The following is a 24,552-nucleotide window of genomic DNA, read 5'->3' as shown; positions in this document are numbered from 1 at the left end:
TCGTCATCAGAAGGACCAAGGCCGTCGACGTCAGCATCCACGCCGTGTCCGCCTTGTCCAAAACAGGCGCCGCAGCCGCCGCGTCCGCAGCAGGAGCAGCCTCCTGCGCAACGCCAACTCCCGCCAGCGCCGTCAGCCCTAACGCAAGGCTCCCGCCAAATACCAAACTCCTCGTAATACTCTTCATGGTCACCCCCGAAGGTCCCAAAAAACGTTCATTCGAGCCATCTGCGGTGCCCAACGGCGTAAGCTTTTTCCGACGCATTCGGCGCAGCGACTTGCCCGCTCAGTAACAAGAACCATGCCAAGCCGCGAAAGTCAGCCATTTCTCTGAAAAAAAAGGGAAATTTGACCGCGACGACCGCTTTTCATGATGCGGCATTAGGCATGACCGTCATGCCGCTGCCGCATTTTTAAGCAAGGGTGTGGGTGGACGGATCCCAAAAAAACGCCCGGAAGGCAGTACCTTCCGGGCCGAGTTTGGGAGGAGACAGGAAGTAACCGAGTAAAGAGGTCGTGCTAGAGAGCATCCGCGTTGGTTTCGCCGGTACGGATGCGAATGGCCTGAACCAGTTCGAAGACGAAGATCTTGCCGTCACCGATCTTGCCGGTATGGGCCGCCGTTTGAATGGTCTCGACGACTCGCGGCGCGATGTCGTCGTTGACCGCCACTTCGATTTTCACCTTGGGCAGGAAATTCACCATATATTCCGCGCCCCGATAGATTTCGGTCTGGCCTTTCTGGCGCCCGAATCCCTTGACCTCGCTTACGGTCACGCCCTGGATGCCAAGGGGGGTCAAGGCCTCGCGGACCTCGTCCAGTTTGAATGGTTTTATGATCGCGACGACTAGTTTCATCGTTTGGTCCTCGTCCTATCCGGCCTTCCGACATCGCGCGGTATCCCGTCCTGCGTCGCCGGGTCCGGGGAAAGCCAGCAGTTGATCCATCCGCAATGCTTTTGCCATCGATCCGCGCGGAGTAGTCCTTTTCAAGGATCGTGCCGGTTTTTGAAAAGTGGCGGATCGTGAGGACTTTTTATCTTTTCATAGCTGGGAAGCGGCGGTCCGTTCGTCCAGTGGAAAGAATTCATGCCTTTTTTTTAGGCTTTCTAAGGGGCGGCTGCCGCCCGAAAAAGCAGCAATTCCGGCGCTACCCGGTGAATGCGCGGGGATATCCGCTCGCGAAGGCTTGAGAGGTGGAAAAAAAGCGGCCATTCTCTCGCCCATGAAAGAAGATATCCGTATAGATGTTCTCATCGTCGGCGGCGGCCTGATCGGCGGACCCCTGGCGGTCGCGCTGGCATCGGCCGGAATTTCCGTCGCCGTCGTTGACTCCGAGAATCCGAACCTTGCCGTCGATCAGGCTTTCGACGGCCGCGCCTCGGCCATCGCGCTGGCTCCCCAACGGGCACTGGCCGCCATCGGATTATGGCCGGCCATCGCGCCGTCCGCCGCGGCGATCGAGCAGATCAGGGTTTCCGACGGTCATTCGCCGTTGTTCCTGCATTATGACCATCAGGCGATCGGCGACGAGCCTTTCGGCTGGATCGTCGAAAACCGGGCCATCCGCAAGGCCATCCGCGATCGGCTCGCCGAACTGCCGCGGGTCCGGATCTTCGCTCCGGCCCGGTTGACCTCGCTGGAACGGCAAGCCGGCGGCGTGGTCGCCCATCTTGCCGACGGCACCCGGTTCTCCGCCGCTCTCGTCGTCGCCGCCGACGGACGTGCCTCGCCGACCAGGGAAGGGGCGGGAATCGGCGTCACCAAATGGGCCTACGACCAGACGGCCATCGTCTGCACGGTGGCGCACTCCAGAAGCCATCGCAACACCGCCCATGAACATTTCCTGCCCGCCGGACCGTTCGCCATCCTGCCGCTGCCGGGTAACCGGTCCTCGGTCGTCTGGACGGAAAAGTCCCATCTGGCCCCAGCCATCCTGAAACAGGACGACGACGCCTTCCTGGCCGAACTGTCCAGCCGCTTCGGTGATTTCCTGGGCGATATCGCGATCGAAGGCCCCAGGTTCTCCTATCCTCTATCGCTGCAATTCGCCAACGCCTACAGCGCGCATCGCCTGGTCCTGGTAGGCGACGCGGCGCATGGCATGCATCCCGTCGCCGGGCAGGGCATGAACATGGGTTTGCGCGACGTCGCCGCTCTCGCCGAAGTGCTGGTCGACGCCAAACGGTTGGGCCTCGATCTCGGCCATGGTTCGGTTCTGGCCCGCTATGCCCGTTGGCGGCGTTTCGACAATCTATTGATGCTGGGGCTGACCGACGCCCTGGTCAGGCTGTTCTCCAACGAACGGCCGGCTCTCCGGGTGGCCCGCGATTTCGGTCTCGCCGCCGTCAATCGCGCCGGCCCGCTGAAGCGCTTCTTCATGCGACACGCCATGGGTCTGGTGGGCGAGTTGCCCCGGCTGTTGAAAGGTCAGGCGCTTTAGACTTTTTTCCCGGCCGATGGCGAAGAAATCCGGGCTATTTCTCGGATTGGACGCGGACCAGCGCATCCATGACGGTGGCGGCCGTGCGTAATGTCGGCACCGTCATGGCTTCCGCGGCGGCCTTGATGCGGTCGCGCAGATTGGCGGCTTCCTGTTCGGGAGTGCCCCACCCGCCCAGTTCGGACGGGGCGGGTGGCTCATCGAGGCCCGGCGGATGGGGGGATTCGGCGAACCCGAACAACCGGTCGGGCGAGATGGACAGAATGCGGCAGATGCCGATGAACGTCCGGAAATCGGGCTCGCGCTTGTCGTTCACATAGTGGGCATAGCGGGCTTGGCTGAGGCCAAGCCGCCGCGCCACTTCGGTATCCGTGAGACCCAGTTCGCGCGCCCGTTGACGTAATTTTTCGCCGAGACCTTCCATATGAACTTTTTCGCCCGGCTGACCATGTTAGCGCCAACAACTATTCGTATTTTTCATTAACAACAAAACGTGATATAGGTGTAAGCCGTAACGTGGGGTTTCAAAGAAGCGGATCAGTTGACTATCTCCGCCCATGTCTGAACGAATTCGGCTGTGCTCTATAGAATAGGTGGGCGGCCGGCAATGTCTAAGATCCCCTCCGCCCTTGGTTTTCCACGCGCGGATGGGAAGTACGAGGGTCAAACGCATGTTTGATATTCTGGCCACCATCGTGGGTACCTTCGAAGGCGAGGCGGATGTTTTGGCCTTCGCCCAGGACATCGAAGCCTGCGTCGTCCGTGCCCGCCGCCGGGGTATCGTCGTCGAGGTACGAGACAACCGTCTGGCGGAAATTATCCGCAAACGGACGCTGTTGCCCCAGATTCTCGACGATCGGGAATGAGGGCGTCCCTCAGATCCGCGATCCCCAATCCGGAAAATAGTGCCGCAACAGGAATTTGCTGACGGCCGGCAGCGTGTAGATGGGAATCTGGGCAAAGGCGACGTAAGCGGCGAAATCCGGGCCGGCCAGACCGGTCAGGATACCCAGCATCAATCCCATGTTGCGGTTGCCCCCCATCAAACCCATGGTCAGCGCCCGCCGGCTGTCCCAGCGCAGCCGGAAGGCCAGGGTGGTGGCGATTTGTCCCAGCAGATTGAAGAGAAAGGCGGCGGCCAGCAGCCCCATGGCCCGTCCCGTTCCGGCGCGGAATACTCCGTTGGCTCCATCCATCAGGGCCACGGCGAGAAACAGCAGCAGGGCCACCTGGGCCGCATCGATGGCCTGGCGGTGACGGACCAGTCCCCCGGTGCCCAGCAGAGTCCTGCCGACGACGGCGAGGGCGAGGGGAAGGCCGACCATCAGCAGCACGCGGGGCAGGATGGCCAGCACGCCGCCCGGAATCGCCGCCATGCCGCCCAATCCCAATCCGACGGTGACCGCCAGCCCGATGGGAAACAGCAGCGAGGAGACGACGGTGACCACCACCGCCAGGGTGAAGTCCAGGCCCAGGATCAGGGCAAGGGCCGGTGCCGCCATCAATGGGGGCGCCAGCGCGTTCAAGAGGACGCCTTCGCCCACGCCTCCGTTCAGCCATCCGGCCGCCGCCGCCAGCGCCGCCAGCGCCGGGCCGGCGACCAGGACCCAGAACAGCCCGGCGAGGGCCGCCGCCGGATGGCGCAACGCTTGCCTCAGCGCCTCCAGGTCAATGCGCATCAGCGAGCCGGTCAGCAGCAGCAGCACGGCCGGCTGGATCAGCGGCTGAAACGTCCGGGCGGCCGCCGGCCAGACCACGCCGATGGTCACCGCCGCCGCCATGGCGCCGGTCGAATGCCGGGTGAGGCGGGCGAGCAGGGACACGCGCTTAAAGCATCGCCAGGCGTGAATTGACCAGATCGGTGATCAGCATATGGCCGCCGAGATGGGTGATGGCCAGGGGCGGCTTGGCATTGGCGATGGCGACCTGGGGAGTGACGCCGCAGGCCCAGAACACCGGTAGCTCACCGGCTTCGATCGGCACCGCCTCGCCGAATTCCGGCTGTGAAATGTCGCGGATACCGATCAGTCCCGGATCGCCCAGATGCACGGGCGCCCCATGAACATTGGGAAAGCGCGAGGTGATCTGCACGGCGCGGATGGCGTCGGCGGCCTTCAGGGGCCGCATGGAGACCACCATGGTGCCGTGGAAGCGCCCTGCCGACCGGCAGGGAATGGAGGTCTTGTACATGGCGACGTTGCGGTTCATCCGCACATGGCGCAGGACGATGCCGTCGGCGATCAGCGCCTCCTCGAAGGAGAAGGAGCAGCCGATGAGGAAGGTGACCAGATCGTCGCGCCATAGCGAGCGGATGTCGGCGGGTTCGTCGTCCAGTTGCCCGTCGCGGAAGACGCGGTAGCGCGGCACGTCGGTGCGGATATCGATGTCCTCGCCCAGGCTGGGCAGCATCGGATCGCCCGGCTCGGAAACGGCGAGCAGGGGGCAGGGCTTGGGGTTCGCCTGGCAGAACCGCAGGAATTCATTGGCGTAGTCGGCCGGCAGGATGGCCAGGTTGCCCTGAACATAGCCGGGCGCCAGCCCGGCGGTCTGGCCGGCGAACTCGCCCGTACGGATACGCCGGCGTTCGGCCAAGGGGGTGAGCGAGGATTGGGTCATGGTGATCGTCCTTCGTTCAACGTGATAAAAGGCGGGTGCCCGAGTGTTGCGAGGCGTCCCTGCCGATGGGCGCTAATTAACCCTCGCCCGCTTTGCGGGAGAGGGTGGCCGCTTTAGCGGCCGGGTGAGGGGGCTTGGCGTCGGCGCGGCATAAGACAACTGTCTGTTCCAACATATTTTTCTGCACATGCATCCCCCTCACCCTTCCGCTTCGCGGGCCCCGCCCTCTCCCACAAGGGGAGAGGGAATACTTCAGGGGGCAGGGACGCCGGTGCCACTCGATCTCTCGTCGTCCGCTGCTTCAAATACCCAGATAGGCCTGACGAATCTGATCGTTGGCGAGCAGTTCCTTGCCGCTGCCCTCCATGACGATGCGCCCCGTCTGGATGACATAGGCGCGGTCGGCGATCTCCAGCGCGCGGTGGACGTTCTGTTCGACCAGCAAGATGGTGATGCCGCGCTTGGCGATGTCGCGGATGGTTTCCAGGATGCGGGTCACCAGCTTCGGCGCCACGCCCCAGGATGGTTCGTCCAGCATCAGAAGCTCTGGCTTCGACATCAGGCCTCGGCAGATGGCCAGCATCTGCTGTTCGCCGCCGCTCAAGGTTCCCGCCTGCTGGCGGCGCCGTTCGGAGAGTACCGGAAAGGTCTGATAGGCGAAGTCGAGGCCGTCGCGGATATCGGCCTGCTTGTCGCGGGTGAAGGCGCCGAGCCGCAGGTTCTGTTCGACCGACAGGCGGGGGAACAGCCGCCGGCCTTCGGGGACCAGCACCAGACCCTGGCGGACCCGTTCATGCGCAGGCATTCCGGCCAGATCCCGGCCCTTGAAGGTGATGGTGCCCTCGTCCAGCGGATTGAGGCCGGCGATGGCGCGCAGTGTCGTCGATTTGCCGTTGCCGTTGCCGCCGACGATGGACACCACCTCGCCTTCCTTCAGCGAGAAGCTGACGCCCTGGAGCGCCGGAACGCGGCGGTAGCTGACACGGATATTGCTGACCTCCAGCACCGCTACTCTCCTAAATAGGCGGCGATCACCGCCGGGTTCCGGGCTATGGCGGCGGGCGCGTCCTCGGCGATCTTGACGCCGGCGTCAAGCACGATGATGCGGTTCGAGATCGGCATGATGCCTTCCATCACATGTTCGACGATGATGCTGGAAATGCCGCGGTCGCGGATGCGCACGACCATCTGCGAGGCTTCCCGCACCTCCGTCGGCGTCAGGCCGGCCATGACCTCGTCCAGAAGAATCAGGCGGGGATGGGTGGCCAGGGCGCGCGCCACCTCGAGCCGCTTCTGTTCGGAGACGGTGAGCTGCGCCGCCTTGACGTCGCTCCGGTGATCGAGGCCGATGAAAACCAGCTCGTTCTCGGCCGCCGCGCGGGCCGCCGCGACCTTCTTGGTGCGCAGCATGGCGCCGACCATGACATTTTCCAGAACGGTCATTTCGGGAAAGATCCGCACGATCTGGAAGGTCCGCGCGATGCCGCGCCGCGCCGCCTCTTCCGGGGTCTGCCCGCCGACCGCGACGCCGTTGAAGCGGATGGTCCCGGCGCTGGGCCGGTAATAGCCGGCCAGACAGTTGAACAAGGTGGTCTTGCCGGCGCCGTTCGGTCCGATCAGGCCGATGATCTGGCCTTCCCCGACGGAAAAGGAGATGTCGCGGTTGGCCACCAGGCCGCCGAACATCATGTGCAGTCCTTCGACCGCCAGCAGGGGGGCGTGCGTCATATTCCGTCTCCCGGCGGGGTGTAGACGAGCTTTCGCCTGGCCCGCCACGCCCGTTCCCATTCGCCCAGCAGGCCGGCGATGCCGCCCGGGCTGAACATGGCGATGATCACGATGATGCCGCCATAGATGATCATGTCGGTGCCCATTCCCGTGCTGCCGAAGATCTGCCGGGTGAATTCCTCGATGGCGATCAGCACCAGGGCGCCCACCACCGGTCCGAACAAGGTGCCGACCCCGCCCAGAATGGCGATCAGGGCGATCTTGATGGAGAGCGAGCCGGCCAGCACCGAGCCCGGATCGATGAACAGTTCCTTCTGGGCGTAGAGCGTGCCGCCCATGGCGGTGAGAAAGGCCGAAGCGGCGATGGCCACCAGCTTGTAGCGGGCGAGATTGATGCCCAGCGAGCGTGCCGCGTCGGGGTCTTCCTTGATGGCGCGAAAGTAATAGCCGATATAGCTTTTCTGCAGGATCCGGCTGACCAGCAGCGAGAGCAGCAACAGGCCGAGCGCGATGTAGAAATAGGGCGTCTTGCTGCGGGTGAAGACCATGCCGGCCCATCCGGAGTTGGTCATCGGCAGATAGATGCCGATGGCGCCCTCGACATAATCCCAGTTGGTTACCAGAACCTCGACGATGGCCGCGATGGCCAGGGTGGCCATGGCGAAATAGTGGCCCTTCAGGCGGAAGCAGGGCCAGCCGATCAACAGGGCGAAGCCGCTGGCGATGGCGCCTCCGGCCAGCATGCCGAGCCAGGGCGAGAGACCGAATTTGGCCGCCAATACCGACGAGGTATAGGCGCCGATGCCGTAGAACACCGCATGGCCCAGGGAGACCTGGCCGGCATAGCCGCCGAGGATGTTCCAGGCCACGCCCAACTGCGCCGCCATCAGAATCAGAATGGCGAAGTTGACCATGGTCGGTTGGGTGACGATCAGCGGAAAGCCAAGCGCGACGATCAGGACCGCCAGGCCCAGGATCCGTTTGACGAGGGTGAGGCGGTCCATCATGCCTTCCCCATCAGGCCGCGCGGCCGGAACAGCAGGACCAGCAGGAACAGGGACAGCACCAGGGCGTTCTTATAGGCCGGGCCGACGAAGAAGCCGCCGAGGACCTCGACCTCGCCGACGATGATGCCGGCCCAGAAGGCGCCGGCCACGCTGCCGAAGCCGCCGAGGACCACGACGACGAAGGCGACCAGGATGAAATCCGCGCCCACTTCGGGAAAGATCGGGAAATAGGTCGAGAGCAACGCCCCGGCGATGCCGGCGCAGGCGGCGCCGATGCCCCAGGCCAGGGCGAACATGCGCTCGGAGTTGATGCCCATCAGGGTGGCGGCCTCGCGGTCGATGCTGGTGGCCTCCAGCGCGGTGCCGAGGCGGGTGCGGTTCAGGAACCACCACAAGCCGCCGGTGACCAGCACGGCGCCCAGACTGGCGGTGAGCTGCGGCGTGCCCAACTGCAGTCCGAAAAGGGTGATCTTGCCCTCGACCAGGGCGTGGGGAACGGTGCGATGATCGGGTTTCCACAGGAACTGGGCGAGCCCGCGCAACAGGATCATCATGCCGAAGGTGGCGAAGATCTGCGACAGCATGGGCGCCGCCAGGATACGGCGGATGACCAGGCGATAGACCAGCACGCCGACGGCGAACAGCATCAAGGCGGTCAGCGGCAGCGTGAACAGCGGGTCGAGGAAGAACAGCGAGGCGCCCCAGAAGCTGGCGTACATGCCCAGCATGAGGAATTCGCCATGGGCGAAATTGACGATGTCCATCACGCCGAAGATCAGCGTCAGGCCGACGGCGATCAGGGCATAGATCAGTCCGATCATCAGACCGGAGACGATCGTTTGCGCCAGCATGGTCATGGTGAGATGGGTCATGGGGCTTCACCCGAATCGATCAGGAACAAGGGGCCGGCGGGATGCCGGCCCCTCGGGTTGGCTTCAGCGGCCTTCCCATTTGGGGAAGGGATAGACGATGTCGGCGGTGGCGATGTCGAACGGCCAGACCGTGCGATACTGTTCGTTCTGCACCTGGACGATGATGCCGGTGCCGAGGCTGTTCTGGCCCTTCTCGTCGAACTTGATGCCCTTCCACGGCATGATGATCTGATCGGCCGGAATATTGGTTTCCTGCAAGGCCTTGCGAATCGCCTCCGGCTGGGTCGAGCCGGCGCGGTTGATGGCGTCGGCCAGCACCGCGACGCCGGTGAAGACGCGGGCCGAATTGCCGTTCAGATTGACCCCGTTGCGGCCCTTCATCAGGTCGTTGACCTGCTTGATCAGCGGATTGCGGTCGGCGAGGTCGAGCGCCCAGACTTCGCGGCTCAAGACGAAGTTGCCGTCCTTGCCCAGGGTCTTCAGATATTCGCTGTCGGAGAAGCCGGCGTCGTTGGCCAGCACCATCGGCGGGGCGAAGCCCAGTTCCTTGTAGGTCTTCATCGACAAGATGGCGTCGCCCAGATAGGAGGACTGCATCAGGACCTGCGGATCGGCGGCCTTCAGGCGCTGCACCTCGGACGTCATCTGGGTCGATTTGGCCGGATAGAGGATCTTCTCGGCGACGGTGAAGCCCTGCTCCTCGGCCAGCTTGACTTCGATCTTGGTGGTCTCGCCGCCCCACAGCGTGTTCTCGTTGAACAGCGCCAGCTTGCGCAACTGAACGCCCTTCTTCTGCTCCACCGCCTTCAGGAAGTCGTAGAAATTGGCGACGAACAGATCGTCATGCGGGCTGGTGCGGAAAAACCACTTGAAGCCGCGCTCGGTGAGCGGGGTCGAGGAGGAGGAGGCGTTGAGGAAGGGAACGCCGTAGCGTTCGGCCACCTGGCTGGCGGTGGCGGTGACGTTGCTGAAGTAGCAGCCGATCAGCGCGACCACATGTTCCTGGGTGATCAGCCGCTCGGCCTCGGTGGCGCCGACCTGGGGATTGCCCTGATGGTCGCCGAAAATGAGCTTGATCTTGGCGCCCTTGAGATTGGGCATGCCGGCGCCGGCGGCCAGATTGCCGGGCAGGGGGATTTCCTTGTTGACGATGGCGGCGGCCAATTCGGCGGCGGCCTTCAGTTCGACGCCGGTCCCGGCGGCCGCGCCGGTCAGCGGATAAATGGCGCCGATGCGGATCTCGTCCTCCGCCCGCGCCGCGCCCATCAAGCCAGCGGAGGCCAGCAGAAGACAGCCAAGCGCACCCAGGCCCAAACCACGGAACAATCGCTTCATATGCTTAACTCCCCACGCTCGTTCGACGCGGCCTCTGGTGCGCGCCTCACCAAAAATGCCTCATTTTTCATCACTGATTAATATCTCAGCATGTACCCACCCCCCTGTCCAATCTGGAATTTCTATGGGCATACATAACGAAAATTTATCAGAGAGAAATGCCCGCTGTCGGCGTCGCCGCCACCTCGGCGGCCAGGCTGACGATGGTGGCCGCCATCAGGCTATCAGGCTTCTTGGCATAGGCCGCGACGAAATCCAATCGGGGCAGGGGCTCTTCGGCCTGGAAGACCTTCAGGCGCCCGTCGGTCAGTTCGCGGCTGATGATGACCGGCGGGATGGCGCTGACTCCGATGCCGTCCAGGGTCATGCGCACCACCGTGGCCAGCGAGCTGTTGCCGAACAGCCTGACCGCCGGCATGTCGCCGCCGCTGAACATTTCCTGGATGGCGCCGTAGGGCCGGGTATTGCGCGAGAAGGTGATGATCGGCCAGCGGGCCAGGTCCTTCAGCGGCACCGGTTCGGGCGGCAGCGGCAGGCTGGGGCTGGCCACCCAGGCCAGCTCGTAAGAGCACAAGGGCACGCTTTTCAACTGCGGTTCGGTGATCGGACCGACCAGGAAGGCCAGATCCAACTGATGGGCCAGCAATTCCTCGCGCATCACGAAGGAGGTATCCACCTCGATCTCCAGGCTGACCGCCGGATAGAGGTAATGCAGCCGTTCCACCAGGCGCGACAGCCAGGTGTGGACGATGGATTCGGCCACGCCCAGCCGGATGATGCCGCGCATCGAGCCTTTTTCCGCCACCGCCTGGACCATTTCCGAGCGGAGCGCCAGCATGCGTTCGGCATAGCCCAGCAGGTTCAAGCCTTTTTCGGTCAGGGTGGCCCGGCGGGATTCGCGATCGAAGAGACGAACGCCCAACTCCTCCTCCAGCTGGGCGATACGGGCGGAAATGGCCGGCTGCGTGGCGTTAAGCCGATCCGCGGCGGTGCGGAATCCGCCCAGATGGGCCACCCAGACAAAGGTTTCCAGAGCTTTCAGATCCATCCTCTTAAAACCTTTCGTCCGCTTGACGGCTTTCCAACTTTGATGCAATTTTATTTTATGGATGACATAGCAAGTCAATAAAAAATTTTTATCAGTTGTGATCATTGTTCCGCCAGGGGCAAGGCACAATCTGCTGTTTCTCCCGCTTCTTGGAAGGACTCCGGCATGAGCGGATGGCAATTTTGGATCGATCGCGGCGGCACATTCACCGATATCGTGGGACGCGGGCCCGACGGCGTCCTGCTGACGCATAAGGTGCTTTCCAATAATCCCGAGCGGTATCGGGATGCGGCGATCCAGGGCATCCACGATCTTTTGGGACTGCCTTCCGGCGCGCCGGTTCCGCCCGGCCTCATCGACGTGGTCAAGATGGGAACCACGGTGGCGACCAACGCGCTTCTGGAACGCAAGGGGGAGCGCACCGTTCTCGCCATCACCAAGGGCTTCCGCGACGCGCTTCGCATCGGCTACCAGAATCGGCCGGACATCTTCGCCCGGCATATCCTGCTGCCCGAACAGCTTTACGAACGGGTGGTCGAGGTTCCCGAACGCCTGGCCGCCGACGGCACGCTGTTGCAGCCGCTGGATCTGGGTGCCGCCCGCGCCGGTCTTGAGGAGGCTTTCGCCGCCGGAATCCGCTCGGTTGCCGTCGTTTTCATGCATGGCTATCGCTTTCCCGATCACGAGAAGCGCATCGCCGGGTTGGCCCGGGAAATCGGTTTCACCCAGGTATCCACCGGCCATGAGACCAGTCCCCTGATGAAGCTGGTGGCGCGTGGCGATACCACGGTGGTCGATTCCTATGTCTCGCCCATCCTGCGCCGTTATGTCGAGCAGGTGTCGGGCGAGCTGCCCGGCGTCAAGATCATGTTCATGCAGTCGAACGGCGGGCTGGTCTCCTCGGAACGCTTCTACGGCCGCGACGCCATCCTGTCGGGACCGGCCGGCGGCGTGGTCGGCTGCGTGCGGACCGCCGAGATGGGCGGCTTTCCGCGCATCATCGGTTTCGACATGGGCGGCACCTCCACCGACGTCTGCCATTACGACGGCACCTTCGAGCGGGCTTTCGAAACGGTGGTGGCCGGCGTGCGCATGCGCGCCCCGATGATGCAGGTTCATACGGTGGCGGCCGGCGGCGGCTCCATCCTGCATTTCGACGGCGGCCGCTTCCGCGTCGGTCCCGATTCCGCGGGCGCCGTGCCCGGTCCGGCCTGTTATCGCCGGGGCGGACCGCTCACCGTCACCGATTGCAACGTCATGCTGGGCAAGCTGCAGGCCCGTCACTTTCCGGCGGTGTTCGGCCCGGACGGCAGGCAGCCGCTGGACGAGCGGGCGGTGCGGGACGGCTTCAAGGCGCTGGCCGCCCGGGTCGGCGACGGACGCGGCCCCGAGGAGGTGGCGGAAGGATACTTACGCATCGCCGTCGAGAATATGGCCAACGCCATCAAGACCATTTCGGTGCAGCGCGGCCGCGATATCGCCGGCTACGCGCTTTGCAGCTTCGGCGGCGCCGGCGGCCAGCATGCCTGTCTGGTGGCCGACCGCTTAGGGATAAACACCGTCTTCCTGCATCCCTTCGCCGGCGTGCTGTCGGCCTACGGCATCGGTCTGGCCGATCTCCGCGTCATGCGGGAAAAGGCCCTGGAACTGCCGCTGTCACCCGATCTCGAGGCGACGCTGGAGCGGGAATTCGCCGCCCTCGAGGCCACGGCCCGCGAAGGTCTGGCCGGCGAGGCGTCGCTGATCCGCGCCGTCTCCGTGCTGCGCCGCGTCCATCTGCGCTACCAGGGGTCCGACACCGCCCTGGCGATAGCGGCCGGGCCGTTCTCCGAGATGGTGGCGGCCTTCGAGGCGGCGCATCGCCAGCGCTTCGGGTTCGTCTCGCCGGGCCGCACCCTGATTGCCGAACTGGTCGAGGTCGAGGCGGTGGGTGTCGGCGAGACGGCCGACGATCCGCAGCTTCCCCTTTCCGATGCGGTGCCCGAGCCGCTGTCCTCGCTTTCCATGTGGTCGGGCGGGCGCTTCCACGATACCCGCGTCTATGACCGGGCCGGGCTGCTGCCCGGCGCCAGCCTCGCCGGACCCGCCATTCTGATCGAGGAGACCGGCACCACGGTGGTCGAGCCCGATTGGCAGGTGGCGGTGACGGCGAAGAACCATCTGGTGCTGACCCGCCGGATTGCCCGTCCGCAAAGCGTCGACGTCGGAATCAAGGCCGATCCCATGCTGCTGGAGATCTTCAACAGCCTGTTCATGTCCATCGCCGACCAGATGGGGGCCGTGCTGCAAAACACCGCCCATTCGGTCAATATCAAGGAACGGCTGGATTTCTCCTGCGCCGTGTTCGACGGTGACGGCGAACTGGTGGCCAACGCGCCGCATGTGCCGGTGCATCTGGGCTCCATGGGTGAAAGCGTCAAGGCCATCCTGCGGGCGCGCACCGGCGGCATGCGGCCGGGCGACGTCTATATGATGAACGCGCCCTACAACGGCGGCACCCATCTGCCCGACATCACGGTGGTGACGCCGGTCTTCGACGAGGCCGGATCGTCGATCCTGTTCTTCGTCGCCAGCCGCGGCCATCACGCCGACATCGGCGGCGTGACGCCGGGATCGATGCCGCCCCATAGCCGCGACGCCTCGGAGGAGGGGATCGTCATCGACGACTTCCTGCTGGTCAAGGACGACGCCTTCCGCGAAGAGGAGGTGCGCTCGCTGCTGGCAAGCGGCCCCCATCCGGCCCGTCTGCCCGATCAGAACGTCGCTGATCTCAAGGCCCAGGTGGCGGCCAACGAGAAAGGCATGCAGGAATTGCGGCGGATGGTCGGCCATTTCGGTCTCGACGTGGTGCACGCCTACATGCGCCATGTGCAAGACAATGCCGCCGAGGCGGTGCGCAACGTCCTGGCGGTGATGGAGGGCGGCTCTTTCACCACCGAAATGGACGACGGAAGCAGGATCAGCGTTTCCGTGCGGGTCGATCGGGCGGCCCGCCGGGCGGTGGTCGACTTCACCGGAACCTCCGGACAGCGGCCCAACAACTTCAACGCCCCCTCGGCCATCTGCAAGGCTTGCGTGCTCTATGTCTTCCGCACGCTGGTCGATCAGCCGATTCCCTTGAACGCCGGTTGCCTGCGGCCACTGGAGATCATCATCCCGCCGGCCTCCATGCTCGATCCCCGACCGCCGGCGGCGGTGGTGGCCGGCAATGTGGAGACCTCGCAGGCCATCGTCGACGCGCTTTACGGGGCGCTCGGCGTCATGGCGGCAGGCCAGGGCACCATGAACAACTTCACCTTCGGCGACGACCGCTATCAATATTACGAAACCATCGCCGGGGGCTCTGGCGCCGGCGACGGCTTCCCCGGCACGGCGGCGGTGCAGGTCAACATGACCAATTCCCGCCTGACCGATCCTGAAGTCCTGGAATGGCGCTTCCCGGTGCGGGTGGACAGCTTCGAGATCCGCCACGGTTCCGGCGGGGCCGGCAAATATGCCGGCGGCGACGGGGTGATCCGCCGCATCCGCTTCAACCAGCCGATGACCGCCGCCATCCTGTCCAACCGGCGGCGCACGGCGCCCTTCGGTCTGGCCGGCGGCGAGGACGGCAAGCCGGGCAGCAACCGCGTCGAGCGGGCCGACGGAACGGTCGAGGATCTGGGCTACACCGGGGGAACCGAGATGGCCGAAGGCGACGTCTTCGTCATCGAAACCCCCGGCGGCGGCGGTTACGGGAAGGCGTGAAGAGGAAGAGTGGAATCGAACCACCAAGGCACCAAGACACCAAGGTGACGGAGTGCTCCGCAGGCATTCACCCGCTCATCCGATCGATATCCGTGGGATGAAAGGGCGATGCCTGCGGCGCGCATTCTTCCTGGATCCGCCACGCGGCCGGATATATCGGGAAACGCCTTGGTGCCTTGGTGTCTTGGTGGTTCAAAATTTCCAACGAAGCCCGGAGGCCGGTGATTACGCCCGGCCCGGCGGGTCGCGGGTCAGGCCGGCTGCGGCCAGTTCGTCGAGATAGGCCTGCCAGATCTCGGCCTGGTTCTCGCCCAGGTGATGGAGATAGCTCCAACTGAAAAGCCCGGAATCGTGCAGGTCGTCGAAGATCAGGCGGACGGCGTAATTGCCCACCGGTTCGATGCCGGTGATGCCGACATGGCGGCGTCCCGAGATCAGCTTGCGTTCGGACGGCGCATGGCCCTGCACCTCGGCCGAGGGGCTCTGGGTGCGCAGCAGTTCGGCCGGCAGGGCAAAATTGCATCCGTCGTCGAAGGCGACGAAAAGGGTATGGCTGGCCTTTTCGTAGCGGATTTCCGTGGGATCGGCCATGGCGTCAGGACACCGTCGCCGCATCGCCCAGCGGACGGGCCTCGCCGGGCAGCATGATCGGAATGCCGTCGCGGATCGGATAGGCGAGCTGCGCCTTCTCGCTGATCAGCTCCTGGTGCTCGGCGTCGTAGCTGAGCGGTCCCTTGGTCAGCGGGCAGACGAGGATTTCCAGAAGTTTTGGGTCGATTCCCGGCGTACGGTCGGTCATGGGTCTTCCTTAAAGTCGATTGACGGATCCGGTCATTGGCGAAGGGTTCCCTTGCCGGTATTGGCCTCGGCCACCGCCATTTCCATCAGGGCGGTCAGGGTTTCGGCGCGGTGGCTGGGGTCGGCCGATTCCAGAAGGGCCTGTTTCTCGCGGGGTTCGAACGGACAGGCCATGGCCAATGATACGGTCAGCGCCAGATCGCTGGCGGTTTCGATGGCCTTCCAGTTCAAATCCATACTGTGCAGCTTGAGGAACGGCTTCAGCACCGAGAAGAGACGGGGTCGATCCACGGTGATCTGCGGCTCCTCCGCCAGATCCTCGGCGTAGGGCGCCCAATCGGCCGCGACGCGCCGATAGCCCCGCGTCGCCTCGACCTCTTCGGCAACGCGGAAGCGGCAGACCCCGGTCAGGGTGACCAGCAGGCGCCCGTCGTCGGTTTCATCGAAACTGCTGATCCGGCCGGCGCATCCGATTTCGAAAATCGGCGGTTCCGCCGGGCCCGAGGGGGGGGCGCTGGGCTGGATCATGCCAAAAATCCGGCCCCAGGCCAGCGCGTCCTGAACCAGCGCCAGATAGCGCGGTTCGAAGATATTGAGCGGCAGCTTGCCTTGCGGCAGCAGCAGGACGCCGCTCAGCGGGAAGACGGGAAGGATCCGGGGCAGATCCTCCAGGCGCGGGTGAAATGCTCGCGCCATCGGGGTCACGAAAACATCAGGCTGGACAGGCGGCGTTGCGCCGACTGGGTCAGCGGATCGGACCGGCCGAAGGCCTCGAACAGCTTGACCAGCTGTTTGCGGGCGGCTTCCTCGTTCCAGGCGCGGTTGCGGCGGAACAGCTCAAGCAGCTCGTCCACCGCGGCCTCCCGTTCACCGGCGGCGTAATGGGCCATGGCGAGATCGAAGCGGGCCTGATGATTGTCGGCATCGCTTGCCAGCGTCCGGCGAAGATCGGCGGCGGGTCCTGCCTGGGTCGCCTGCTCGGCCAGTTCGATGGCGGTTCTGACGGCGGCGATCTCGGCATGCCCGGCCAGCGCCTCGGGCAACTTCTCCAGCCGGCGCTTGGCCTCCTCTATCTGGCCGGCCTGGATCAGACAGCGCAGGCAGCCGGCGTAAGCCGGGGCATTGGTCGGATCCTGGGCCAGGACTTCCTGGAACACGGCCATGGCACCGGCCGGGTCGCCCTCGGCCAGAATGGCCTTGGCTTCGGCCAGGATCTCCTCGGTGGTCGGCCCGGCGCCGGCGGTGCTGCCGGCGGCCATCCGCTCGATCAGCGCCTTGACCTGGCTTTCCGGCACGGCTCCGACGAAACCGTCGACGGGTTGGCCGTCCTTGAAGGCGTAGACGGCGGGAATGGACTGGATGCGCATCTGCGCCGCCAGTTCCTGATTCTTGTCCACGTTGATCTTGACCAGACGCACCGCGCCGCCGGCCGCGTTGACCAGTTTTTCCAGAAGCGGACCCAGGGTCTTGCAGGGGCCGCACCAGGGCGCCCAGAAATCGACGATGACCGGCGTCTTCATCGAAGGTTCGATGACGTCCTGAACGAAGGTTGCCGTATCGCCATCCTTGACGAAATTGCCGCCCGCCGCCTGTCCGGCCTTGGCGCTGCCGTTGAACAGAATCTCCATCCCCGCGTCCTTGCCTTTCGTCATCGATAATCGATCAAGCCAATAGATGGACCGGGCCGCCGCCTCTGGCAAGTCCAAAGGCGGCTTCCTCGACGACCGTCATTATGCAAAACGAAATTCGTGCTTGCAAACAAGACGACTTTGCGTATTATCCGGGCTCCCAACGCCGCCCGACAGGGTGGCGACGCCAATTTGAGCGGGCGTAGCTCAGGGGTAGAGCACAACCTTGCCAAGGTTGGGGTCGAGGGTTCGAATCCCTTCGCCCGCTCCAAATTTCCTAATGTCAGATGCTTAAAAAACGGCCTTCGGGCTGTTTTTTGCTTCTATGGCCTGCCGCTATTTTGGCGGAAGCAGTTGGTGGGAAACCGGGGTAAGCTCGGTCAACCTCGGCACGCCCTGGAAATACAAGGCTCCCCGCCCCTATGACGTACCAGTAGTTTCCGGAGTGAGCGACAGGATGAGCGTCATGGGGCTTCCGACGCCTGCGACAAAGCCGTGGCGGGAATAGAACGCTTTTGCCTCCTCGGAGATCGCGTGGACGAGAATGCCGCGTATCCCAAGAATTGTCGCCGCTTGGCGGATCCGAAGCACCGCATCCTGTAGCAAGGCAACCCCGAGTCCCTGCCGCTGTCGGTCCCGGTGTACCGCGAGGCGTCCCAGCATCGCCATCGGTATCGGGTCCGGCATGTTTCGCCGGGTGCCGCCGGGTGCCTCGGCCAGGGCAAGTCCGCTGAGGGCCCGTTAGACGATCACTTATCGTTTAACGGGCCCTCAGTTGAGCAAGGATGCCAGCAATGTCGCCCATGCCCCAGTGCTCGGCGAGCAGGTTATTTCGTACCAGGAAAATGTCGCAGGAAGTAAAGCGAAGCGCCCGGCCCGTTGGGGCAATTCCGAAGTAAGATCCCCCATGCGTGCCGGTATAGACGAAGCTCGCCGCCACCTTGTCGTCAGCCGTCACGGCGGATTCTATCGCGACCTGGAGGTCCGGCATGCCCGCCAGTCTTGCCGCGAAATAGCCAACCGTGGCCTGCTTCGGCGTTAAACCGGTCGGGGGCGCCGGAGCGGCGGCGCTTATCTGATGGTTCACGTAATCATCCGCGAAAAGCGCGCCAAAGGCTGAAAGGTCATGCGCACTCAATGTCGCGGCGAACCGCTCAACGAGCGTGCGCCTCCCCAATGACTCCCGTGCCGGACTGGGAATAGCGGGAGCCATCACGGCAAGCGCCGCACCGGCGAGAAATATTCTGCGTTCCATTGAAATCTCAGCCTCACGGCTCGTTATCGCGGGAGGTCTGATAGTATGATCAGAGGTTATCCGTCGTCCAGGCGGGAGGAAACGATCCCAATCCGGACGCCGGCAGGTCCCATGACATCGGAATGCCGCTAATCAAGGCCGGCGGACGGACACGACGCGCCGGCCCCCATCCGGTTTGCTCGATCGTTTCGGATAGATCGTCGGGCCGCTCCGGCGCCAGAGGCGCCGAGTCCATCGGCTGGCCGCCGCCCGAAATCAGCAGCCGCGCCGTCCGCGCCAGGGACGCCCGCGCCTTGCAACCGCGTCCGGTCTGGATCCGCTCGATCAGGCCACGGACGGCCGCGGCGGCCATCAGGTAGCCGGTCGCGTGATCGATCGCTTGCCCGGGCAGCGGCGTCGGACGGTCTTGCCCCATCGCCCGCATGCCGGCATCGGCGATGCCGGTGCTCATCTGTATCAGGCTATCGAAACCACGCCGCCCGCTCCATGGGCCGGTCCAGCCATAGGCGTCCAGGCAGACGTCGATCAGTCCGGGATTGAGCGCGCGGCGTCGCGCGGGATCGAGGCCCAGACCGGCGAGAGCATCCGGGCGGTAGCCATGAACGAACACATCGGCCTCAGTGAGCAATTTTTCCAGCGCCAGCTTGTCGTCCGGCTTCTTCAGGTCGAGGCGCGCGCAACGCTTGCCCAATGCCACCTCGGGCACGGTTACGGGCTCTTCCCAGCCATGGGGGTCGATGCGAAGCACTTCGGCGCCGAAGGCCGCGAGGAAGCGCGTCGCGACCGGGCCTGCGAGAATGCGGGTCAGGTCCAGCACCCGAATCCCGCGCAGCGGGCGATTTGCCGACATGGGCCATGGAGGCTGTCCGCGGCCGCTAAAGCTCGTACGGTCCAGGAGCGGTTCGGCATGAACGGCGCGCCCCTGCGGATGATCGGCCCACTCCGCCACCCCGCGCATGGCGGCGGCGCAGCCGTTGTTCCTGACGATCGCGGTTTCCAGAGCCGTTGCATCCCACGCCGCCACGGCTTGGCGCACCGCCTTGCGATCGATCGGCGTCTTCAGCACCGCCATGGCGGCATCACGGTGATGCGGGGCATTGGTGTGCAGCCGGATCCAGCCGTCGGCGGTCTGATAATCGCCGGCGACCGCATCCCATTGCGGGGGCATCGACCATCCCTGCGGCCGCAGCGACGTGAGGAACCAGAAGGAGGCGAGCCGTCGATCGATCTGCACGGCGGGAAACACGTTCGTCCGCAATGACGCCAGCTCCGCGATGGCGAGACATGCGGCACCGATCGTTGCCGTGGCCAGATCGGTGACGTGGAATACGGATGGCAGCGCCCCCGTTCCCGTTGCCGCGAGATGGCGCAGATGGACGGGATCGCCGCCCACCGTTTCCCAAATTTCGCGCAGATATCTGTCAACTGGGGTGTTCCCGGACATGTCTCCGCTTTCAACTGAAACGGTGCCGATCATCGCCGCCTCACATTCATAAAAGTCATTGAAAAGTTGGCGACACCATAATAATTGTCAACGTTGATTATAATAATCAACCAGTTCGGTGGGGCCGTGCGATGCCGACTTATCTGTCTTCAAGCGAAGCCGCCGCCCGTCTCGGCGTTACCCGGCAGACCCTCTATGCCTATGTGAGCCGCGGCCTGCTGCACGCCGAAGCCGGGCCGAGCCATCGCGAGAGCCGATATCTTGCGACCGAGGTGGACAGGCTCGCGCGGCAACGAGCAAAAGGCCGCAAGCCGAAGGAGGTTGCGAAAGCCGCGCTGAGCTGGGGTTTGCCGGTGCTCGAATCCGCTATCACGCTGATCGAGGATGGTCGGATATTCTATCGCGGGTTCGACGCGCTTAGGCTTGCGGAGACGCACAGCATTGAACAGGTCGCCGCGCACCTATGGCAATGCGATGGGGAAATCGCTTTTGGCGCGCCCGCGCCCGTGCTTTCCAAGGCAATGCCGGCCCTGATGAAGATTTACCGGGGACGACGCGCCGAAGAGGCATTGCTGCCGTTGTTCACCGTGGCGAGCGACGATGCCGACACGGCGCTTTGGCAGCAATCGCGTCAGCGCCTGGCGGAAGGTTGCGGTTCTCTTGTCCGGACGCTGGCCGCGTGTCTGCTGGGCTCGACGCCCGATGCCGCGCCAATCCACGAGCAATGCGCCCGCGCATGGAATGTCGACCGAAGCGGCGCGGAATTGATCAGAATGGCGCTCGTGCTGTGCGCGGATCATGAATTGAATGCATCGAGTTTCACCGCCCGCTGCATCACATCGACCGGAGCCAGTCTGCGGGCGGCGATCATCGGTGGTCTGGCGGCGCTTACAGGGGGCCGCCACGGCGCAGCCACGGCAAGAGGCGAAGTTCTTTGGGACGAACTCGGCTCTCGTAACGTTGGCGGGAAAATGCGCGAGCGCCTTGCGCGCGGCGAAGATCTTCCCGGCTTCGGTCATCCGCTCTATCCGGGCGGTGATATACGCGCCGGCGCACTTCTTGCCCGGATTATTCCCCAACATCCGGAATGGGAGCAATTCGTCGACCAGGCGTTCTCATTGATTGGACAGCGCCCATCCGTCGACTTTGCGCTCGTAGCCCTTCGGCGCCATCTGAAATTGCCGATTGGCGCCGCCTTTGGCATTTTCGCGCTGGGCCGCTCCATCGGTTGGATCGCTCATGGTCTGGAGCAGCGCGCCAGCCCCGGCATCATCAGGCCGCGTGCCGCCTACACGGGCGAGCGTCCTTAGGCTCTGGGACGAAACAATCGCTCCAGAGCCTGAGGGTTTATATGATGCCTGCGTCTCCGGCTCCCCCCTCCTCGGCACCCGGTTCACCGATCGCCGGGTTAAAACTGGTAGCCGATACTCCCGCTTAACCCGAGCTGGACTTTGCTGGCGGTCAGCGGGCTGCTTTCGGCATCGCCGACAAGTCTCTGGACCGCGCCCTCGGCGGTGCAGAACCAATGGTCGTTCCAATACCAAACCAGGTTGGTGCCAAAGCCGGCTCTTTCAAACCCGCTGCCCGGCGTGAAAATGCGATATCCACTTCGCCTGGATTGCAAAGGGGTCACGCCATAATATGCGCGCTGATAAGTCGAGTCCGTGTAGGTCGTGGTCAGGCCGGCGAAGATGAAGAATTTCTCCGAGCCGTAGACCGGCATGTAAGCGCTGAGATCGCCGATCCAACCATCATTGCCGCCGATTCCCCGCCGGATATTGCCGCGCAGGACAACCGGAAAAAGGACATATTCAGCAAACAATTTGGGCTCGGCCGCCGGTGAAATATCGCCCATCCCGTGCAGATGCCGGCCGCTATCCTGGTCGCGCCCGACATCGTAACCCAGCGCTATTCCAACCCGATAAGCCTTGTCGTGCAGGATGTTGACCCCCAAACCCTCACCGGCCGACAGAAAGGCGATATCCTTGTAGCGAAGATCGAAGGTCGGGCCGGGTTCGATGTGATATTGGCTGGAACCCGGATAGCGCGGCTGGCCCGACACTGCGATGCCGACGTTGCCATCCCAGGTTGGCAGGGGATCTTGAAACATCGAACGCAGAGCGATTCCCGCAGAATATTGCCATTCGCCAAGCGGCGCCGGGGTCTGAGCCATGGCAGCACCAGAACCGATCAGACAAAGCCCGGCAACGAGCGACGCCCATAGCAGCCGCAAGTTCCGGGGGGACCAAAGATGAATTCTCCGGCCAATGCTGAAATCGAGTGATGGCATGAAACGGTTACTCCACAAAAAAGCGAGGCGAGAGACCGGGCGGAGCGCCGAGTCGAGCCGACGACGCGCGCGTCTTAGCCGATATGCGCTTTTTTCCAGAGTGCCCGGCCGCCGCTGTCAGAGCGACCGCCTTGAGATGGCCGGCGGGCATCGCGCACGAAATCGATCGCCGCGGTTGGGGAGACCGGTAATCCGACGGCCATCGGAATCGTCCGGACGTGACAACAAGCAGGTCCAACATAGGCGGCGGCAAAGTCTCAGCGGTAGCCCCGGAAACTACTCAGATTTGCCAAAAAGGGACCGCTCCGATCCAGCATAGGCGGCGGAAAAGCCTCAGCGGTAGCTTCGGAAGCTACTCAGATCCGCCGAAAAGTGATCACTCCCGCCAAAGCCGTGGCCCCACTGAAGGAAACCCTCAGGAGCTGCAAAGTGGTAAATGGTGGTCCATTATCTTGACGTTATCTTCGTGATGGGTCTTGTTTGGCCGATATGAAAAAAGAACGTAGTATTCATATAGGAATACACCAAGAGATGCATAGAATATAAGAAGTAAAAAAGAGGTCATCGGAACCTCCTCTATCAGCATTTTGTTTCATCCGCGGGTCGGCCATTGCGTTCTGGTTCCCGCCTCTCGCGGATCATCTGCCTGAATCCGTATCTTTTGATTGCTTTATCGCGTCATGACATCGCGATAACGGATACGGACTTTGCGGGCCAGTTTCGAATCGGTCGCCATCGTTCCCGGCCTCCCGGCCTCCCAGTCAACCGCGAGGTCAGCTCTAATAAAACCGATGCGAGAGACGTATATTTAAGCACTTAAACCATAAATTATCCATCGCTCCCCAGTTATATATAAAGTCAAGGGGTGGAGAATAGCGCCCCTTGTCAGAAATGATGAAAGCCGCCGAACCGGTGAAACTCTGGAAATTCAAGCCGGCGGCGGCTAGGGTCCAAGAGCATGACGTCGACGGCGTTCCATCCTCAAGGAGACGGCTTATGGTCCTTCCCACTCTTCCCGGGCTTCCCGGCTTTCAGATCCGGACAGACTCGGGCGTGGTCGAATTCCCGGTGCATCACATGCGCGGCGGCACCTCGACCGGTCTGGCCATCTGGGAGCGCCTCGCCCCGTCCGATCCCGCCTTGCGGGAAGAACTGCTGCGCCATCTCATGGGGGTGCCGCTGGAAGGCGATCGCCGTGGCAACCGGCAGATCACCGGCCTGGGCCGGGGGACGGCGACCAGCAACAAGGTCTTCTTCGTCGATACCGAGACGGCGGATGGCCGGACCCGCCTGGTCAGCACGCTGGCGCAACTGGCCGCCGATCATGCGGCGATCGACTGGAGCGTGAATTGCGGGAACATGTCCGCCGCCCTGCCGCTCTGGGCGCTCGACTGCGGTCTGGCCGGGTGGACGGAAGGATCGTTGGAAATCGACATCCGCAACACCAATACGGGCGTGGTGACCACCGGCCGCATGGCGCGGGACGCCCGGGGCCTGTTCGTGGCGGCCGAAATTCCCGGCGTCGATGGGGCTTTTCCGAGCGTGGACCTGTTTCTCCATGATCCGGTCGGGTCGAAAACGGGGCGACTGTTGCCGACCGGACAGATTTGCGACCGCGTGGCCGGCCATACGGTGTCATGCGTGGACGTGGCCGTGCCCATGGTGATCGCCGACGCCGCCGAGTTCGGCAAGACCGCGCTGGAGCCGATCGCCGAGCTTGAGGGCGATAAGGTCTTCATGGAGGCGCTGCGCGCCGTCTGGGTCGAGGCCGGTCTTCTCATGGGTCTGAAGCGGCGCGACGGCCAGCCGATGACGACGGATGATCTGGCGCGCAGCGAGACCATCCCGAAGGTCTGTATCGTCGCGCCGGCGGCGGCGGGCGGGTCGATCGCGGTGCGCTATTTCACCCCGCAGACCGCCCATGCCTCGATGGCGGTGTCGGGTGGATGCTGCCTTGCCGCCGCCGCGCTGATCCAGGGCAGCGTCGCTTCCCGCATGGTGCGGGGATTGCCGGCCATCGGCCCCGACTTCACCGAGACCGTCGTCGGCATCGAGAATCCGGCGGGCGTGCTGGAGGCCACGGTCGTCGCGCGTGCCGCAAAGGACGGCCTGGAGGTCCGGAGCGCGGCCTATCGGCGCAGCGCCCAGGTTCTGCTGCGCGGGCAGGTCCCCCTCTATCGGGCGTCCGAGGCGCTGAAGAAGGCGCTGCTGGCGAATGCCTCCAACGACGGGACCGCTTGAAAGGGGGCGGTCTTCGCGCATTGTCTCTTCTCGGAAGTGGTATCTCTGGATATTCTATTTTAAGGCGAAATCGAACGCGCCATCCAACCAAGAGGAGCCGATC

General features: G+C 63.8%; 23 protein-coding genes, 1 tRNA gene and 1 pseudogene. 6 read left to right on the top strand and 19 right to left on the bottom strand.

The genetic code is table 11. The features are described 5' to 3' along the window. Positions 1-187: pseudogene (locus CWS72_RS28430) on the bottom strand (ammonia channel protein); the annotation flags it as partial. Between the two features lie 332 nt (positions 188-519). After that, positions 520-858 (bottom strand): P-II family nitrogen regulator, encoded by a 339-nt coding sequence (locus tag CWS72_RS16165; RefSeq protein WP_101251658.1) that lies wholly within the window; start codon positions 856-858, stop codon positions 520-522. A gap of 367 nt (positions 859-1,225) precedes the next feature. On the opposite strand from CWS72_RS16165, the gene CWS72_RS16160 reads away from it, so the two are divergent. Beyond that, entirely contained in the window at positions 1,226-2,443 is a 1,218-nt protein-coding gene (locus CWS72_RS16160; protein ID WP_101251657.1) for a UbiH/UbiF/VisC/COQ6 family ubiquinone biosynthesis hydroxylase, read from the top strand. A gap of 34 nt (positions 2,444-2,477) precedes the next feature. Here the strand turns inward: CWS72_RS16160 and CWS72_RS16155 are convergent, their stop codons facing one another. After that, positions 2,478-2,867 (bottom strand): helix-turn-helix domain-containing protein, encoded by a 390-nt coding sequence (locus tag CWS72_RS16155; protein WP_101251656.1) that lies wholly within the window; start codon positions 2,865-2,867, stop codon positions 2,478-2,480. A gap of 247 nt (positions 2,868-3,114) precedes the next feature. On the opposite strand from CWS72_RS16155, the gene CWS72_RS16150 reads away from it, so the two are divergent. Next, entirely contained in the window at positions 3,115-3,309 is a 195-nt protein-coding gene (locus CWS72_RS16150; RefSeq protein ID WP_101251655.1) for a hypothetical protein, read from the top strand. 9 nt (positions 3,310-3,318) lie between these two features. Here the strand turns inward: CWS72_RS16150 and CWS72_RS16145 are convergent, their stop codons facing one another. From CWS72_RS16145 to CWS72_RS16110, 8 genes are all read right to left on the bottom strand, one after another. Then, positions 3,319-4,266, bottom strand: a complete 948-nt coding sequence (locus tag CWS72_RS16145; RefSeq protein ID WP_101251654.1) for a hypothetical protein — start codon at positions 4,264-4,266, stop codon at positions 3,319-3,321. Positions 4,267-4,270: 4 nt separating this feature from the next. Beyond that, a complete protein-coding gene (locus CWS72_RS16140; RefSeq protein ID WP_101251653.1) occupies positions 4,271-5,059 on the bottom strand; it encodes a putative hydro-lyase in 789 nt (262 codons plus the stop codon). A 301-nt stretch (positions 5,060-5,360) separates the two neighbouring features. Further along, a complete protein-coding gene (locus tag CWS72_RS16135; RefSeq protein WP_101251652.1) occupies positions 5,361-6,065 on the bottom strand; it encodes an ABC transporter ATP-binding protein in 705 nt (234 codons plus the stop codon). Between the two features lie 2 nt (positions 6,066-6,067). Continuing rightward, entirely contained in the window at positions 6,068-6,787 is a 720-nt protein-coding gene (locus CWS72_RS16130) for an ABC transporter ATP-binding protein (protein ID WP_101251651.1), read from the bottom strand. Further along, a complete protein-coding gene (locus CWS72_RS16125; protein ID WP_101251650.1) occupies positions 6,784-7,794 on the bottom strand; it encodes a branched-chain amino acid ABC transporter permease in 1,011 nt (336 codons plus the stop codon). The genes CWS72_RS16130 and CWS72_RS16125 overlap by 4 nt, the downstream gene beginning before the upstream one ends. Continuing rightward, positions 7,791-8,666: a branched-chain amino acid ABC transporter permease gene (locus CWS72_RS16120; RefSeq protein WP_101251649.1), complete on the bottom strand. Its 876-nt coding sequence runs from the start codon at positions 8,664-8,666 to the stop codon at positions 7,791-7,793. Before CWS72_RS16120 ends, CWS72_RS16125 begins: the two co-directional genes overlap by 4 nt. Before the next feature lie 63 nt (positions 8,667-8,729). Then, entirely contained in the window at positions 8,730-10,001 is a 1,272-nt protein-coding gene (locus CWS72_RS16115) for an ABC transporter substrate-binding protein (RefSeq protein ID WP_101251648.1), read from the bottom strand. A gap of 148 nt (positions 10,002-10,149) precedes the next feature. Beyond that, positions 10,150-11,049 (bottom strand): LysR family transcriptional regulator, encoded by a 900-nt coding sequence (locus CWS72_RS16110; RefSeq protein WP_101251647.1) that lies wholly within the window; start codon positions 11,047-11,049, stop codon positions 10,150-10,152. 165 nt (positions 11,050-11,214) lie between these two features. On the opposite strand from CWS72_RS16110, the gene CWS72_RS16105 reads away from it, so the two are divergent. Continuing rightward, on the top strand, positions 11,215-14,793 hold the full coding sequence (locus CWS72_RS16105) for a hydantoinase B/oxoprolinase family protein (protein ID WP_101251646.1): 3,579 nt from the start codon (positions 11,215-11,217) through the stop codon (positions 14,791-14,793). 225 nt (positions 14,794-15,018) lie between these two features. Here CWS72_RS16105 and CWS72_RS16100 read toward each other — a convergent pair whose 3' ends face one another. The 4 genes from CWS72_RS16100 to trxA are packed head-to-tail and all read right to left on the bottom strand — an operon-like array spanning position 15,019 to position 17,243. Continuing rightward, the gene (locus CWS72_RS16100; RefSeq protein ID WP_101251645.1) at positions 15,019-15,384 is read right to left on the bottom strand and encodes a gamma-butyrobetaine hydroxylase family protein; all 366 of its coding nucleotides are present in this window, start codon (positions 15,382-15,384) and stop codon (positions 15,019-15,021) included. A gap of 4 nt (positions 15,385-15,388) precedes the next feature. Then, positions 15,389-15,592, bottom strand: coding sequence for a Trm112 family protein (locus CWS72_RS16095; RefSeq protein ID WP_101251644.1), 204 nt, complete (start codon positions 15,590-15,592; stop codon positions 15,389-15,391). A gap of 32 nt (positions 15,593-15,624) precedes the next feature. Then, positions 15,625-16,287 carry an LON peptidase substrate-binding domain-containing protein gene (locus tag CWS72_RS16090; protein ID WP_101251643.1) on the bottom strand — a complete coding sequence of 221 codons (663 nt, stop codon included), beginning with the start codon at positions 16,285-16,287 and terminating at the stop codon, positions 15,625-15,627. A 5-nt stretch (positions 16,288-16,292) separates the two neighbouring features. After that, positions 16,293-17,243 carry a thioredoxin gene (gene trxA / locus CWS72_RS16085; RefSeq protein WP_241911758.1) on the bottom strand — a complete coding sequence of 317 codons (951 nt, stop codon included), beginning with the start codon at positions 17,241-17,243 and terminating at the stop codon, positions 16,293-16,295. A gap of 172 nt (positions 17,244-17,415) precedes the next feature. Here trxA and CWS72_RS16080 point away from each other — a divergent pair. Beyond that, positions 17,416-17,490, top strand: a tRNA-Gly gene (locus CWS72_RS16080). 149 nt (positions 17,491-17,639) lie between these two features. Here the strand turns inward: CWS72_RS16080 and CWS72_RS16075 are convergent. The 3 genes from CWS72_RS16075 to CWS72_RS16065 form a co-directional block, all read right to left on the bottom strand. Continuing rightward, a complete protein-coding gene (locus CWS72_RS16075; RefSeq protein WP_241911759.1) occupies positions 17,640-17,882 on the bottom strand; it encodes a GNAT family N-acetyltransferase in 243 nt (80 codons plus the stop codon). 97 nt (positions 17,883-17,979) lie between these two features. Beyond that, positions 17,980-18,474: an ester cyclase gene (locus CWS72_RS16070; RefSeq protein WP_101251641.1), complete on the bottom strand. Its 495-nt coding sequence runs from the start codon at positions 18,472-18,474 to the stop codon at positions 17,980-17,982. Positions 18,475-18,523: 49 nt separating this feature from the next. Beyond that, on the bottom strand, positions 18,524-19,918 hold the full coding sequence (locus CWS72_RS16065; RefSeq protein ID WP_241911757.1) for a CoA transferase: 1,395 nt from the start codon (positions 19,916-19,918) through the stop codon (positions 18,524-18,526). Positions 19,919-20,049: 131 nt separating this feature from the next. On the opposite strand from CWS72_RS16065, the gene CWS72_RS16060 reads away from it, so the two are divergent. Continuing rightward, on the top strand, positions 20,050-21,228 hold the full coding sequence (locus CWS72_RS16060; RefSeq protein WP_101251639.1) for a citrate synthase family protein: 1,179 nt from the start codon (positions 20,050-20,052) through the stop codon (positions 21,226-21,228). A gap of 98 nt (positions 21,229-21,326) precedes the next feature. On the opposite strand, the gene CWS72_RS16055 is transcribed toward CWS72_RS16060, so the two are convergent. Continuing rightward, entirely contained in the window at positions 21,327-22,091 is a 765-nt protein-coding gene (locus CWS72_RS16055; RefSeq protein ID WP_199175725.1) for a MipA/OmpV family protein, read from the bottom strand. Positions 22,092-23,204: 1,113 nt separating this feature from the next. Between CWS72_RS16055 and CWS72_RS16050 the strand changes: the two genes are divergently transcribed. Continuing rightward, entirely contained in the window at positions 23,205-24,449 is a 1,245-nt protein-coding gene (locus CWS72_RS16050) for a PrpF domain-containing protein (protein WP_101251637.1), read from the top strand. The last annotated feature ends 103 nt before the right edge of the window (positions 24,450-24,552 follow it).

The sequence above is a fragment of the Telmatospirillum siberiense genome, assembly GCF_002845745.1.
GTDB classification, from domain to species: Bacteria; Pseudomonadota; Alphaproteobacteria; order Rhodospirillales; family Magnetospirillaceae; genus Telmatospirillum; species Telmatospirillum siberiense.
This window is presented reverse-complemented; position numbering and strand designations above follow the sequence as displayed.